Origin of the sequence: Streptomyces sp. TG1A-60 (assembly GCF_037201975.1) — a bacterium.
GTDB lineage: Bacteria > Actinomycetota > Actinomycetes > Streptomycetales > Streptomycetaceae > Streptomyces.
This window is the reverse complement of the sequence record NZ_CP147520.1, coordinates 2,890,589-2,903,022: the sequence shown is the minus strand read 5'-3', so window position 1 is coordinate 2,903,022 and position 12,434 is coordinate 2,890,589. Positions and strand designations below refer to the sequence as shown.

Genomic DNA, 12,434 nt, shown 5'->3' with positions numbered 1-12,434 from the left:
GGCCCCGGCCGCCTGGCCCTCCTACGTACGGGAAGTCGCAAACGTGTCGCTCACGATCGGAATCGTCGGTCTGCCCAACGTCGGCAAGTCGACCCTGTTCAACGCCCTGACCAAAAACGACGTGCTGGCGGCCAACTACCCGTTCGCCACGATCGAGCCGAACGTCGGCGTCGTGGGCGTCCCGGACGAGCGCCTCGCCAAGCTGGCCGAGATCTTCTCCTCACAGCGCGTCCTCCCGGCGACCGTCGACTTCGTCGACATCGCGGGCATCGTGCGCGGTGCCAGCGAGGGCGAGGGCCTCGGCAACAAGTTCCTCGCGAACATCCGTGAGTCGGACGCGATCTGCCAGGTCATCCGCGCCTTCCAGGACGAGAACGTCGTCCACGTCGACGGCAAGGTCTCGCCCAAGGACGACATCGAGACGATCAACACCGAGCTGATCCTCGCCGACCTCCAGACCATCGAGAAGGTACTGCCGCGGCTGGCGAAGGAGTCGCGCATCAAGAAGGACATCGCCCCGAAGGTCGCCGCCGTCGAGGCCGCCAAGGAGATCCTGGAGAAGGGCGACACCCTCTTCTCACAGGGCATCGTGCAGGGCTCCGGCAACGAGGAACTCCTCCACGACCTGCACCTGCTCACCACCAAGCCGTTCCTCTACGTCTTCAACGTCGACGAGGACGAGCTGACCGACGAGGACTTCAAGAACGAGCAGCGCGCCCTGGTCGCCCCCGCCGAGGCGATCTTCCTCAACGCCAAGCTGGAGGCGGACCTCGCCGAGCTGGACGAGGCGGACGCGATGGAGCTCCTGGAGTCCGTCGGCGCCGAGGAGCCGGGCCTCGCAACCCTCGCCCGCGTCGGCTTCGAAACCCTCGGCCTCCAGACCTACCTCACGGCCGGTCCCAAGGAATCCCGCGCCTGGACCATCAAGAAGGGCGCCACCGCCCCAGAGGCCGCCGGTGTCATCCACACCGACTTCCAGAAGGGCTTCATCAAGGCCGAGGTCATCTCCTTCACCGACCTCGTCGAAACCGGCTCGGTCGCCGAGGCCCGCGCCAAGGGCAAGGCGCGGATGGAGGGCAAGGACTACGTGATGCAGGACGGGGACGTGGTCGAGTTCCGCTTCAACGTGTGAGCGAGTGCAATAACACCACGTTGGCGGCCTGGCAAACTGCACGTCAGATGGGGGTCGGCTCTTCCGGGAGCCGGCCCCTTGCTGTTTCCCGTGCTGGGATGCCGGGTTTTCTGATGACTCGTCACGCAATTGGTTCTGGTGCAGGCGACTGAGAGTGGTACGTTATTCGGTACCACTTGATGTAGGGAGTCAGCCCATGTCCATTACCGCGAGCGAAGCCCGCAAGGCTCTCTTTCCGCTGATCAAGAAGGTCAACGACGATCACGAGGCCATCGAGATCGTCTCCAAGCACGGGAACGCGGTACTCGTCTCGGCCGAGGACTACGCGGCTCTGCGGGAGGGCTCGTATCTGCTGCGCTCCCCGGCGAACGCTCGTCGGTTGCTCAAGGCATACGAGAACGCCCTGGCCGACATCAACGTGTCTGAGCGAGAGCTGATCGACCCCGACTCGCCGGATGCGGCACGTGAGGGTGCTGCGTGAGGCTCGTCTTCGAGGATCAGGGCTGGGAGGACTACACGTCCTGGCTCAAGAACGACCGCAAGATGCCCGCTCGGATCAACAAGCTCATCGAGGACGTGAGGCGTGACCCCTTCACGGGGATCGGCAAGCCCGAGCCGCTCAAGTGCCACTTGCCCGGGGCGTGGTCGAGACGGATCGACGATGAGCACCGCCTTGTCTACCTGATGACGGACAAGGAGATCGTGATCCTTGCGGCGCGTTACCACTACTGATCGCTCGCGCCATACGGGCGTCGCGGGATGCCTCCCCCAGGTTGAGACGGCTGTTTCGGGGCGGCGTCTTCGTAGGTTGCAGTTCCGCGCTCGGACTGTCTCTCCCGCCGGGGGCGATCTGGGGTGACTCGACGTTCTCGGAGGCTGACAGCGGTTCACCTACGTACTGATCGGTGCCTTCATGTCAACGGCACAGCTGTGCTCGCCACGGAGAAGCGGCGGCTGCCGTCCGGCCAGCTGATACCGGCCGACCGGCAGCCCGCTCTCGGGGCGGACCCAGGGTGTCGCGGGTCGCCGCACGAGGCCCGGGCTCTCAGGCCATCTGGTCGGGCAGCGGCCCGGGCGCCGCGGTACTGGCCCGTCGCCGGGCCACCAGCAGCCCGACAGCGACGATCGCGGCAGCCAGCCCCAGCACCCCCACGGCTCCGGCCAGCGTGCCGACCGCCGATTCCAGGGCAAGGAGCACCAGCGGGCACACGAACGAGCCGCCGAAGAAGGCAGACGTCCACAGCCCCGTGCCCCGGCCGCGGTCCTCGTACTCCAACCGGGACATGGCACTGGTGAGCAGCGACGGCAACAGCATGCCGGTGCCCAGGCAGTTGATCACCGCACCGACGATCATCAGCGGGACGCTGCCGGCGAGGAACATCACCCCGAAACCGGCCGCGCAGACCGCGAAGACGACGGGCAGCATCGGCTCCGGGGAGCGCTTCAGGCGGGCGAAGGTGATCGCTCCGGCCACGGTGCCGGCGCTGGCGACTGCGGTGGCCAGACCGATCAGGCCCGTGCTGTCCACTCCGAGGTCGTCGAGCAGGTACGACATCTCCACGGGGACGGCGTAGAAGACGATCGCAGCGAAGAAGGTCAGGGCGCAGATTCCCGCCATCTGCCGCCAGAGAAACGGGCGACGTGCAGTCAGGACGACCTCCGTGCGCGTGCGCACCACCGGCCTGGGCAGGGCGAAGACCATCACCGGGACGAGCAGCAGGCTCACCGCGTAGACCCAGAACGGCACCCGCCAGCCCGCCGCGCCGACCGTGCCGCCGAGCACGAAGAACGCCGTGGCCGACGCCGAGGTGCACATGGTCTGCAGCGCGAGGTACTTCACCCGCCGTTGGCCGGTGTAGTAGTCCCCGATCAGGGTGGTGCAGCAGGTCATGATCGCGGCCTCGGTGATGCCGACCAGAGCGCGGCTCGCGATGATCGCGCCCAGCGAGTCCAGCCAGAGCGGCGCCGTGCCGAACAGCGCGTACAAGACGGTCGCCACGAGCAGCAGACGCTTGCGGCCCAGGCGGTCCAGGATCACTCCGGCGAACGGAGCCAGCAGCGCCAGTGCCAGCGCCGGAACGGTCAGCGCCAGCGGGACGAGTGCCTTGGCGCCGGGGGTCGAGGCGAAGTGTTCCTGCATCCGGGGGAGCACCGGAGCGATCAGCACCGCCCCCAGGATGGGCAGACAGCTGCCCGCCATCAGTGCGGTCACCCGCAGCCGGTGCGCCGGGCCCGACACGCTCACGGGCGGCGGGGCGGACTCATCGATCGTGGTGGAGGGCAGGGGCACGGAAGCAGGCATGGCGACTCCAGGGACTCGGGCGAGCGGGCATGCCGCGCAGGCGCCGACGGCGCTCGGCATGCTGAGGAGGACCTCACGTCGTCGGCGAATTCGGACAGCGACGTGCGGGTGGGACGACTATGCGGCCTTTATGGCCCGCCGCCCACCCTCCGCACCATCCGAATCCCGTATCCCGCGCATCCACGCGCTGGATGGGGCGTCGCGGTCTCCGCAGGGCGGGCTATGGTTGCTGCCGATCGTGGTCCGGGGCTCGGACTGTTATCGCCTTGGTGACCGCTCTGCACCCCAGGGACCCACGTCATAGCAGCTCAGAGTCGATGCTGGGCGGACTCGGACGGGCGCTGGCGCGGTGGCGGACTGAATGCACGATCACTGCTGGATCGTGGCCCCGAAACAGGCTCTTTCGCAGGTCATGGCGTTGCCATCGATGTTCCGGGTCAACGTTTGGTGGCCGACTCGGCATCGGTGTAGCGATCTGGCAAATACGCAGGTCAGGCAGGGTTGGCCCCAACCGGGGTCGCCCGTGTCGCCGTACCCGCTGCTGGTGGTCCTGACGTCTGGTCACCTGTCGTCATCCCTGGTCATCCGCACCTCTGCTGCATCGGCGCTGGATCTGTCTGACGCAACGTCAGTTGTCTCGTCTTGGCCTAGCCGTGAAATCCGCAGTTCAGGGGCCGCTACGGGGCAACTGGAGCCGACGGAGGGCAAGGTGGTGCCGTTTCCCGGGAACGTCATCCCGGGAGTGTTACGGCTCGTCGTGGCGGGTGGCGGGTGGCGGGTGGCGGGTGGCTGGCGGCCGGGAAACCGGGCAGCGGCTCACGGCGGGTGTTGGCCGCAGCTTCGAGTCCCGGGCGGGAGCCGCAAAACATGGCTGGTCATGCCAACGGCGCTGACCCGCGTACTCACGCCACCGTGGCGGTTGAGGGGCGGGCACGGCTGGTGCCGGTCCCACCGGGGGCGGGTTCGACGGCTGCCGAGTCCGCGAGCGCGGCGAGGACCACTTCCTCGGGTTGATGTCTTCCATGACGTCAGCGGTGGATCGCGCTCTGATCAGAGCACGACGTCGAGCTGAGCCGGGCGGCGGACCATGACCAGGCCCGGAGCGGGCTCACGGCGATAGCCGGGAGCGAGCCGCAGTTCGGGGAAGCGCTCCAGCAGCTGTTCCAGGACGACGCGGGACTCCAACCGGGCCAGTGGTGCGCCGAGGCAGGTGTGGATGCCGTAGCCGAAGGTCAGCGGAGTGGCCTGTCCCGCCGGGCGGTCGAGAGAGTAGTCCGCGGCGTCGGCGCCCCAGGCCCGATCGTCCCAGTTGGCCGACTGGAGGCTGACGGCCAGGCGGTCGCCGGGTTTGACGGGGCAGCCGGAGATCTCCCGCTCCTGCGTCACCGTGCGCAGAACGTACTGCAGGGGCGCATCGTGGCGCAGCGACTCCTCGATCGCCGTGGGGATGAGGGACCGGTCGGCGAGCAGCCGTTCCCAGTGGCTGCGGTCTGCCAGTAGTTCGTGGAGGAGGTTGGTGATCAGGCTGGCAGTGGTGTCAGTGGCGGCCAGGATCAGCTGGAGGGCGTGCATGACGGCCTCGGCCGGAGTGAGCGGAGGCTCGCCGTCAGCGGGGTGCGCGAGACCGTCCAGGACGCCCTCCCCGGTGGCCGGGGCGGCAGCCCGGGCGGCGAACTGCTCTCCGAGATAGCGGGTGAGTGCCACGAACTCCGGCATGTCGATCGGCACCTGCGGGAGGACGTCGTCGATCGCGTCGGCCCACTGGTGCAGGCGGTCCCAGTCCTCCTCCGGCAGACCGAGGAAGGCATACACCACCCGGGTCGGTACCCGACGGGCCAGGTCGTGGTAAATCTCGGCCTTCTGGCCGGGCTGCCACGCGTCGAGGACGTCGGTCACGATGTCGCGGACGCGTGGTTCCTGCTTGCGGAGCACGGCGGGAGCGAACCAGCGCCTGAGACGAGCGCGCAGTGCCGTGTGGTCGGGCGGGTCCGACATGGTGATTATGGCCGCTGGCAGGTCGGCTGTCGTGACACCGCTTTCCAGGGCGAAGTTGTCGACGGACGAGTACGCCTCATGGTCGGTGAGGACGTCCCGTACGTCGTCGTGGCGGGTGAGGAAGTGCACGCCGGGGCGCGGTTGGGACACCGGGCAGCGGTCGCGGGCCTCGGCGAGCCGGGCCGCGGGATCGGCGTTGTGGGCGGGGTCGAGCGGATCGTAGGGGGCGAGGTGCGGGAGAGCCATGGTCACGTCCTCACGTAGGGGTTGTCGGTACGGGCAGAGGCAGGGGCTGGGGCTGGGGTCGGCGCTCCGGCTCCGAGGCGCTTGAGTTTGATGACGGGAAGTCGATGATTGACGGCCACGGCGGTTGCCGCACCCCCGTCGTGGCGCCATCTCAGCAGCGCGCTGCGGTCGTCCACCGATCCGGCGAGGACTTCGGGGGTTCCGGTGAGGGGGAGTTCGCCGCTGATCTTGATATCGAGGCCGCACTGCTCGGTCCAGAAATAGAGGTCGGGTCGGTAGGGCTGCGCAGACTCCCCGTGCAGCAGGCTCGCCGCAGCCGCCCTTCCCTGCTCGACCGCGTTGGTCCAGTGGGGAGTCCGGCGCCCCTGGCGTGATACGACGTCTCCGGCGGCGACGATGCCGGGGGCGACGCGGCAGCAGGCGTCGGCGACGATGCCGCCGCCGGCGTCCAGGGCCAGGCCGGAGTCCCTGAGCCATTCGGTGTTGGGCACGTCGCCCGCCGCGCAGACGATCATGTCGGCCTCCAGGACCGACTCCCCGCAGCGCACGCGGTGTTCGTCCAGTACGTCGACGCCGTCGGGCGCGACCCGGACCCGGATGCCGAGGTCACGGCCGGCCGCGACGGCGAGATCGGCCAGCCACGGACCGAGCAGCCTGAGCAGCGGCGGTACGAGGTCGACGACGGTGACCTCCAGACCGACGGCGCGGCAGGTGCTGGCGACCTCCATGCCGAGGAAGCCACCGCCCAGCACGATCGCGCTGCGGGCAGTGGTCAGCCTGGCGGCGAGGGCCGAGGCGTCATCCAGAGTGCGCAGCACCAGGTCGCTGTCGCCGGTGAGGCGGCGTGCCCGGGCGCCGGTGGCGATCACCAGCCCGTCGTACCGTATGCCGGTGCCGTCGGCCGTTGTCACCAGACGGCCGCGCATGTCGAGCCGCGCGGCCCGTGCTCCGGTGTGGAACTCGATGTCCTCGCTCGGCGGCGGCAGCAGGGTCGACTCCACCGACTCCCGGCCTGCCAGCACGCCTTTCGAGAGTGGAACGCGCGAGTAGGGCGGATGAGGCTCCTCGGAGAGCACGGTCACCTGGCCGTCATAGCCCTCGGTACGCAGGCTCTGCGCCGCCGTGACCGCGGCGATGGACCCACCGACCACGACGATCCGTCTCACGGCTGCACCTTCAACGCCGCGACGGGACACACCCGAACGGCGGCCTCGACGACACTCTCGTGTTCGGCGTCCACCTCGTCACGCGTCAGGTGCAACTCGCCCTCGTCGTCGAGCCGGAACACCTCGGGCGCGGTCTGTTCGCACAGCCCGTGGCCCTCGCAGCGGTCGAAGTCGACCACGATCCGGGTCATCTCACCGTCCTTCCTTCGGCAGGCCGATGAGGACGTACGGGACGTCCTCATCGGCCCGCTCGTCCATGACCGCCGCGACCTCGGCGCGGGCCTCCTCGACGGTGCCCGGGGCGTCCGGGGCGCGGTGTGCGACCGCCAGGTCGATCACGTGCTGCCGGTAGTTGGCGCCGGACTGGAAGATCTGCCGGGGCTCGACGGGCGCGTGCACCGCCAGGTCCGCCAGCGGACCGCTCGCCATCGGTAACCCTTCCGGCACCGGGCGGGGCCCGGCGGCCGGTGCCTGGTGGCCGGGCCCCGCGGCGCCGGACGGCCGAGCGCTCGACCTGCGTACGGCACCGGGTGAACCCGCGCTGACCACGCTCGCGCTCCTGGAGCGCTGGGAAGAGGAGCTGCCGCGCCTGCACACCCTCGCCGGGGACCCGACGCGAAACTGGCGGCCGGAAAAGGGGGTAACGGGTGCCGACGCGGCAGCGGATGTCACGGAGATGTCCTCCCGATTGCGGTTCCACTAATCTGGCCCGTAACTTCCGATCTGGGAAATCGATTCCCTGGATGATCTCAATCCAGGCAGCAAATACCCGTACGCTTCCGACACGGCACTGGGACCCTTCGTGAACCCGGCAAGCCTCGACCTCAACCTCGTCGTCGCCCTGCGCGCCCTTCTGGAGGAGCCCAACGTCACCAGGGCGGGCCGGCGCATCGGGCTCAGCCAGCCCGCCATGAGCGCCGCCCTGGCCCGGCTGCGTCACCACTTCGACGACGAGGCTCTCCCGGGCCGGCGGACGCTACGAACTGACCGCCCTCGGTCTGGCCCTCCTCGACCGCACCGCCACCGCCTGCGACCTGCTGGAGCGCGTCTTCACCGGCCAGGCCGACTTCGACCCGGCGCACGAGGAGCGTGTAGCCGCGTGTGGCCGTTCTGTCGCTGCGTGCGAGATGATTTCGCCACATGTACAGGTCTGCAGGGGGCCGGATTCTGACGAGCCCGGCCCCCTGCTGTGTTCCCGTGCTGACACGGTGCTGACTTTTCAGCTGCTCCTGGGTGGTGTGAGCTTGTCGAGGTCCAGGCTGATATCGAAGGGCACCGGGCGCTGGAGGGTGCCTCGGAAGATACCGGCGGGCGCGTAGGCGCCGGTGGGTTCGTCGAGCTCGTAGACATGGACGACAGGAGCCCCGTCCTCATCCTCGACGCACCAGTAGTGCGGGATACCGGCCTCTGCGTACTTGCGCAGCTTTACGGTGCGATCGCGGTGGGCGGATTCGGGGGAGACGGCCTCGACGACGAGTTTTACGTCCTCTGGGGCGTACCAGGTGCGGTCGGGGTCGTAGGGCAGGTTCGTCAGCAAGAGGTCCGGCTCGGGGCGGTTGCGGGCATCGAGGCGGATCGTCATCTCCCGCTCGACCTCGAAGCCGGCTGGTGCCTGCGCCATGAGCGTGGTGGTCAGGGCGGTGACGAGGCGGCCATGCCAGGCCCGCTGGGGCGACATCATGAAGACGAGGGCTCCGTCGATGAGCTCGGTGTGGCGTGGTGCCTCGGGGAGGCGGTCCAGGTCCTCCGCGAACCAGCCTTCCGCGCGCGGCGGGCGCATCCAGTCGGGCAGTGCGGTCATGGGACAACCCTAGCGATTGCGGCCGTCACGAGGAGGCGTTGATCTGTTGATCCGTACTCGGCGCATGGATGTCGTAGGGGTGCTTGAGGCCCGCCTCGCCGCTGGTACCCGAAGGAGCGGCCACCGGCAACGAGATCACGGTGTCCGACGGCTGGGACCACCACACGCACGACGAGTGGGAAGTGGCGCTTGACCTGCTGGAGGAGCTGGGTGACGAATGGACGGCGCCGCCGGGCTTCTGGGAGGCGCTGGGGCGTGAGGCGGAGATGATAGGGCTCGAACGGAGCCGGGAGTGGTGCTGGTGGCGGGGGCCGAGATCCGCCTGGGGGGCATCCGGGCCGAACTCGTACTCGCCCGGCCGGCCGGCCGGTGAGACGTTCCGGCGTACGCCGATCCCCGGAGCCGGAGTGCTGCGGCCGATGTGGGACATCGGCAACCGGAGGGACGCTGGAGGGAGCGACATGGACCTCGCCCGGGTGGGTCGAACTCGTCCCTGGCCTCGCGCCCGGCACTCGGCTCCGGTACGCCTCGTGCCCCTGACTCCGGCGCGGTGGAGGCACCTCGCCACGGGCGACCGGATCATTCCGAGTCTCTTCTCGTAGCGTGGAGTCCCTGACTGCGGGGGAAGTTGGGAGTGCGTCTTCGTCGGAGTGCGGCGCACGCGTCGCCGAGTGGCCATCGCCGTTCGCGGCCACGGTGCCGCGCGCAAAGGTTCAGCCCCGGCCGGCGCAGACCCCCGCCTCCCAGGCCCATGCCGCGATCTCGACGCGGTTGCGGGCGGCCAGTTTGCGCTGGATGTTGCCCAGGTGGGTCTTGACCGTGGAGTGGGTGACGTAGAGCTCTGCTGCCACCTCTCCGTTGGTGTAGCCACGGGCGACCAGGCGGACGACGTCGAGTTCGCGCTGGGTGAGGGGTTCGGTGAGCCGGGTGGTCGCGCGAGTGGGGGAGGGAGCGGGGCAGGAGCCGGAATCCTTCTGCGGGGGCGGCGCCATGTGCCGCAGGAGGCGGACGGTGATGGAGGGGGAGATGAGGGAGTTGCCGGCGGCCGCCGCGCGTACGGCTTCGGCGAGGAGGGCGGGGGCGCCGTCCTTGAGGAGGAAGCCGCAGGCGCCGTTGCGCAGCGCTTGGTAGACGTATTCGTCGAGGTCGAATGTGGTGGCGATCAGCACGTTGAGCGGGTCGGAGACGTCGGGGCCGGCCAGCAGGCGGGTGGCTGCCAGACCGTCGATTCCGGGCATGCGGATGTCGAGGAGGCAGACGTCCGGGCGGAGTCGGCGGGCCGCTTCCACGGCGTCGGTGCCGTTGGCGGCCTCGGCGATGACGGCCATGTCCGGCTGGGCGCTGAGGATCATGCGGAAGGCCGACCGGATCAGGTCTTGGTCGTCGGCGATCAGGACACGGATCTTCATGTCGTCATGGTCGCAGAGGTGGTGGGGGCTGCCGGTCGTGTGGTCATGGATGGCTCGCCGGGGGTGATGGTGGGAGGGGGATGTCGGCGGTGACCTGCCAGCCGGGGCAGCCGTGCCGGGGGCTCGCGGTGAAGTGACCGCCGATGGCCTCGACCCGTTCGGCGAGTCCGATGAGGCCGTAGCCGCCGCGCTGTCGGCCGGGCGTGGGCTGTCCGGTGGAGTCGGTGCCGCGCCGGACAGTCGGCGGATGGCCGGATGTGCCGGTCCGGGGGCGGTGTGCCGTGCCGCTTGCGGCCCGGCCGTCGTCGTTCACCGAGACGTCCAGTCGGCCGGGGTCGTCGGCCCGGAGCCGGATGTCCACGGTGACGTGTGCGGCGGTGTCGGCGTACTTGCGGATGTTGGTGAGCGATTCCCGCACCAGATGGTGCACGGTGGTGCTGATCTCGGGTGGCAGGGAACGTTCGGCGAGCCGGGGGTCGAGGGTGAGGCGGGCTGGCGGGCCTGCGGCGGAGAAGCTCTCGACGAGGTCGCGCACGCGGGTGAGGTCGCCTCCGGGTCGGGTGGCGGCCGGATCCCCGGGGGTGCGCAACATGGAGACCATGCTGCGCATCGAGTCCATCGCCTGTGAGCCGGCCTCCTCGATCCCGGCGAACACCCGGTCCAGGTCTGCGGGGGCCGGTGCCCGGCCGGCCGAGGTGACATAGCGGGCTGCCTTGGCCTGCGCGACGATCGCGGTGACGTGATGGGCCACGAAGTCGTGCAGCTCCCGGGCGTGCTCCAGGCGCTCGGCCTGGCGTGCGGCCTGCTCCGCGGCCGTCCGCTCGCGGTCGCGCAGTGTGTCGACGAGACGCAGATACAGCCCCAGCACGACCATCAGCACGATGCTGAAGAGGACCGCCGGCCCCACGAGGGTCTTCACAAGCTCGTACCCGGGTTCCGGAATCCGCAGGTTCAGCAGCAGGGCGGCCACGCCTGTCGGGGGTACCAGGGCGGTGATCCGCAGCAGCGGCTGAAGGCGCACGGTACGGGCGATCATCAGCAGGAGTGCACACAGTTCCGTCATCCCCGGGGTGTTGTCGGGCCGCTGGGTCCGGGGCAGCTGCAGCTCGGTCACCGACAGCGCGAGGGACGCCGCCACGGCGCAGCCGGCGACGAGGAAGAAGCGCGCGGGCGGTACGAACAGAGCCACCACGCACAGTCCGCCGGCGACGGTGGTGGCCGCCGCGGTGGGGGCGAAGCCGGTGTTGAGCCCCTCGGCGACGAGCAGGGCGAGGACGGGGACACCCGCCAGCACGAGCAGGACCTGATGTGTGCGGGAGCGGCCCCGGAAGGCGTGGATCATGCCACCTCACGTTACGGCGGTATCCGGCGGGCCGCCTCGGCTCTTCGGCCGATGCGGACGGGCCGGGCCTTTCGGCATTCCGGTTGATCCGCGGCGGCCCCGCTCCACCGGATGATCGGGGTGTGGGACGGGGCCGCCTCCATCGTCCCGGACCCCCCTTGCCCGGCCGAATGGGAGCCATCCGCCATGTCACACCACCCTGGGGCACAGCGCCCCGGACCGACGCAGCACCCCCTGATAGCGCAGGCGGTCACCCGGGCCACCGCTCCGGTGGCGGCCTCGGCCACGGATCTGACCAAGGTCTACGGCCGGGGGAGACCCGCGTGACCGCACTGGACTCCGTGTCCGTGGAGTTCGACCGCGGCCGGTTCACCGCGATCATGGGCCCGTCGGGCTCGGGAAAGTCCACGCTGATGCACTGCATGGCGGGTCTGGACTCCATCTCCTCCGGTACGGCCCGGATCGGCGATGCCGAACTGTCCTCCCTGGGGGACAAGCAGCTCACTCGGCTGCGCCGCGACAAGGTCGGCTTCATCTTCCAGGCGTTCAATCTCATGCCGACGCTGACGGCCGGCGAGAACATCACGCTGCCCATGGACATCGCCGGCCGTAAGCCGGACCGGAAGTGGGTGAGCCAGGTCATCGACACGGTGGGCCTGTCGCAACGCCTGTCGCACCGCCCGTCCCAGCTGTCCGGCGGCCAGCAGCAGCGGGTCGCCGTCGCCCGCGCGCTGGCCTCCCAGCCCGAGATCATCTTCGCGGACGAGCCCACCGGAAACCTCGACTCCCACTCCGGAGCCGAGGTACTGGGCTTTCTGCGCTCGTCCGTCCTGGCGCTGGGCCAGACCGTGGTGATGGTCACCCACGACCCCGTCGCCGCCTCCTACGCGGACCGCGTGATCTTCCTGGCCGACGGCCGGATCGTCGATTACCTCCACCAGCCCACGGCTGACACGGTGCTCGACCGCATGCTGGGCCTCTCGGCGACTCCTTCCCGGCACCCCGGCTGACCCGCGGGCCCTCCGTGTCCGGTTGCCCTCT

10 protein-coding genes and 3 pseudogenes are annotated in these 12,434 nt (G+C 69.6%); 5 read left to right on the top strand and 8 right to left on the bottom strand.

The genetic code is table 11. The annotated features are described in order from the left end of the window. Window positions 1-43: 43 nt before the first annotated feature. The 3 genes from ychF (at window position 44) to WBG99_RS11940 (ending at window position 1,864) form a co-directional block, all read left to right on the top strand. Window positions 44-1,132 carry a redox-regulated ATPase YchF gene (gene ychF, locus WBG99_RS11950; RefSeq protein WP_338896313.1) on the top strand — a complete coding sequence of 363 codons (1,089 nt, stop codon included), beginning with the start codon at window positions 44-46 and terminating at the stop codon, window positions 1,130-1,132. 196 nt (window positions 1,133-1,328) lie between these two features. Further along, on the top strand, window positions 1,329-1,613 hold the full coding sequence (locus tag WBG99_RS11945; protein WP_338896312.1) for a type II toxin-antitoxin system prevent-host-death family antitoxin: 285 nt from the start codon (window positions 1,329-1,331) through the stop codon (window positions 1,611-1,613). Then, entirely contained in the window at window positions 1,610-1,864 is a 255-nt protein-coding gene (locus tag WBG99_RS11940; RefSeq protein WP_338896311.1) for a Txe/YoeB family addiction module toxin, read from the top strand. The genes WBG99_RS11945 and WBG99_RS11940 overlap by 4 nt, the downstream gene beginning before the upstream one ends. Window positions 1,865-2,177: 313 nt before the next feature. Here the strand turns inward: WBG99_RS11940 and WBG99_RS11935 are convergent, their stop codons facing one another. The 5 genes and pseudogenes from WBG99_RS11935 to WBG99_RS11915 all read right to left on the bottom strand — a co-directional run. After that, the gene (locus tag WBG99_RS11935) at window positions 2,178-3,434 is read right to left on the bottom strand and encodes an MFS transporter (RefSeq protein ID WP_338896310.1); all 1,257 of its coding nucleotides are present in this window, start codon (window positions 3,432-3,434) and stop codon (window positions 2,178-2,180) included. A 1,050-nt stretch (window positions 3,435-4,484) separates the two neighbouring features. Beyond that, window positions 4,485-5,675, bottom strand: coding sequence for a cytochrome P450 (locus WBG99_RS11930; protein WP_338896309.1), 1,191 nt, complete (start codon window positions 5,673-5,675; stop codon window positions 4,485-4,487). A gap of 2 nt (window positions 5,676-5,677) precedes the next feature. Continuing rightward, window positions 5,678-6,841: an NAD(P)/FAD-dependent oxidoreductase gene (locus WBG99_RS11925; RefSeq protein ID WP_338896308.1), complete on the bottom strand. Its 1,164-nt coding sequence runs from the start codon at window positions 6,839-6,841 to the stop codon at window positions 5,678-5,680. Further along, complete coding sequence (locus tag WBG99_RS11920) at window positions 6,838-7,032, bottom strand: ferredoxin (RefSeq protein WP_338896307.1); 195 nt, start codon at window positions 7,030-7,032, stop codon at window positions 6,838-6,840. The genes WBG99_RS11925 and WBG99_RS11920 overlap by 4 nt, the downstream gene beginning before the upstream one ends. Before the next feature lie 16 nt (window positions 7,033-7,048). Continuing rightward, window positions 7,049-7,258, bottom strand: a pseudogene (locus tag WBG99_RS11915) (hydrolase); the annotation flags it as partial. A 385-nt stretch (window positions 7,259-7,643) separates the two neighbouring features. Here WBG99_RS11915 and WBG99_RS11910 point away from each other — a divergent pair. Beyond that, window positions 7,644-7,929: pseudogene (locus WBG99_RS11910) on the top strand (LysR family transcriptional regulator); the annotation flags it as partial. A 131-nt stretch (window positions 7,930-8,060) separates the two neighbouring features. Here WBG99_RS11910 and WBG99_RS11905 read toward each other — a convergent pair. From WBG99_RS11905 to WBG99_RS11895, 3 genes are all read right to left on the bottom strand, one after another. Next, on the bottom strand, window positions 8,061-8,642 hold the full coding sequence (locus tag WBG99_RS11905; RefSeq protein WP_338896306.1) for a Uma2 family endonuclease: 582 nt from the start codon (window positions 8,640-8,642) through the stop codon (window positions 8,061-8,063). Window positions 8,643-9,355: 713 nt separating this feature from the next. After that, a complete protein-coding gene (locus tag WBG99_RS11900; protein ID WP_338896305.1) occupies window positions 9,356-10,051 on the bottom strand; it encodes a response regulator transcription factor in 696 nt (231 codons plus the stop codon). Window positions 10,052-10,094: 43 nt separating this feature from the next. Next, window positions 10,095-11,393 carry a histidine kinase gene (locus tag WBG99_RS11895; protein ID WP_338896304.1) on the bottom strand — a complete coding sequence of 433 codons (1,299 nt, stop codon included), beginning with the start codon at window positions 11,391-11,393 and terminating at the stop codon, window positions 10,095-10,097. 186 nt (window positions 11,394-11,579) lie between these two features. Between WBG99_RS11895 and WBG99_RS11890 the strand changes: the two are divergent. Beyond that, window positions 11,580-12,403, top strand: a pseudogene (locus WBG99_RS11890) (ABC transporter ATP-binding protein). Window positions 12,404-12,434: the final 31 nt, after the last annotated feature.